Here is a 1189-nt window from a genome sequence, read left to right on the forward strand (position 1 = left end):
ACGAGGAATCGGGCGCACGGGGGTTGCAGCGCGATTTGCAGGACCGCTTGCAGCCGGCGGACGACGAGCCGGTCAGCGAGCCTGTCAATGATAGCGCCCCCCATCCCGAAGCGCCTGCAGGCTCGGGCCGGTGGGTTCGGCGCCTGCTCAAGGTCGGCATTGGCCTCGCCCTCGTCGCGATCTTCGGATGGCTGCCGCTGAAAGCCGTGCTGCAGACCTCGAGCGTCGAGGCCGTGGTCAATGCCAGGATCGTAACCCTGCGCTCGCCGATCGACGGCACCGTGAGTGCGAAGCCGCAGAGCTCCACGCAGCTCAGTGTGGTCCACGAAGGCGATACGATCCTTCATGTCGTCAACGCGCGCGGCGATCGGGTGCGGCTCGACGATCTCCGGCGGCAGATGTCCCGGATGGAGAATGAGCGCCCGAGTCTCGCCGCAAAGCTTGCGGCCGCCGAGACGTCGCAACAGGACCTCGCGCGCCAGGCGGCCCAGTTCCGCGACGGCCGCATCCTCCAGCTCGAGGCGCGGATCGCCGAAATCCAGACCGCGATCGAGGCCGCGGCCGCGCGACGGGAAGAAGCGACGGCGGCGGTTGAACGCGCCTCGTCGCTGGTCAAATCGGGCAGCGTCTCGACGGTCGAAATGGCCCGGCTGACGCGCGAGCAGGCGATCGCCCATCAGACCGAGATAGGCGCGCAGCGCCGGCTCGACGCCGCCAAGGTCGAACTCACCGCGGCAAGGAACGGCACCTATCTTGGCGACAGCTACAATGACCGGCCGAGTTCCGTGCAACGCGAAGAGGAGATGCGCCAGCGCGTCAGCGATCTGCGCGCCGATCTGGTGCATTCCGATGCGGAGATCGACTGGCTCACCCACGAGATTGCCTCGGAGCAATTGCACTACATCAACCGGGCGGAAGCCGACATCAAGGCGCCGGTCGCCGGACGCATCTGGGAGATGATGACGTCGCCGGGCGAGGACGTCAGGGCCGGGCAGCCCCTGCTCAAGCTGCTCGATTGCACCGGCGCAGTGGTCACCGCCAATGTCACCGAAGGCGTCTATAACCGCCTCAGGCTTGGTGAGCGGGCGAGCTTTGAGCCGAACGACGGCAGCGCTTCGATCAAGGGTGAGATCGCCAACCTCACCGGTGCATCGGGGGCGCCCGCGAACCTTGCGATCAATCCGGATGC

The 1189-nt window shown here is 67.0% G+C and carries 1 protein-coding gene; it reads left to right on the forward strand.

Going from position 1 to position 1189, the window contains the following annotated elements:
* A partial coding sequence (locus K359_RS62960) for an HlyD family secretion protein (protein WP_029085280.1) occupies nucleotides 1-1189 on the forward strand: 1189 nt, incomplete at both ends.

This window comes from Bradyrhizobium sp. th-b2, assembly GCF_000426785.1.
GTDB classification, from domain to species: domain Bacteria; phylum Pseudomonadota; class Alphaproteobacteria; order Rhizobiales; family Xanthobacteraceae; genus Bradyrhizobium; species Bradyrhizobium septentrionale.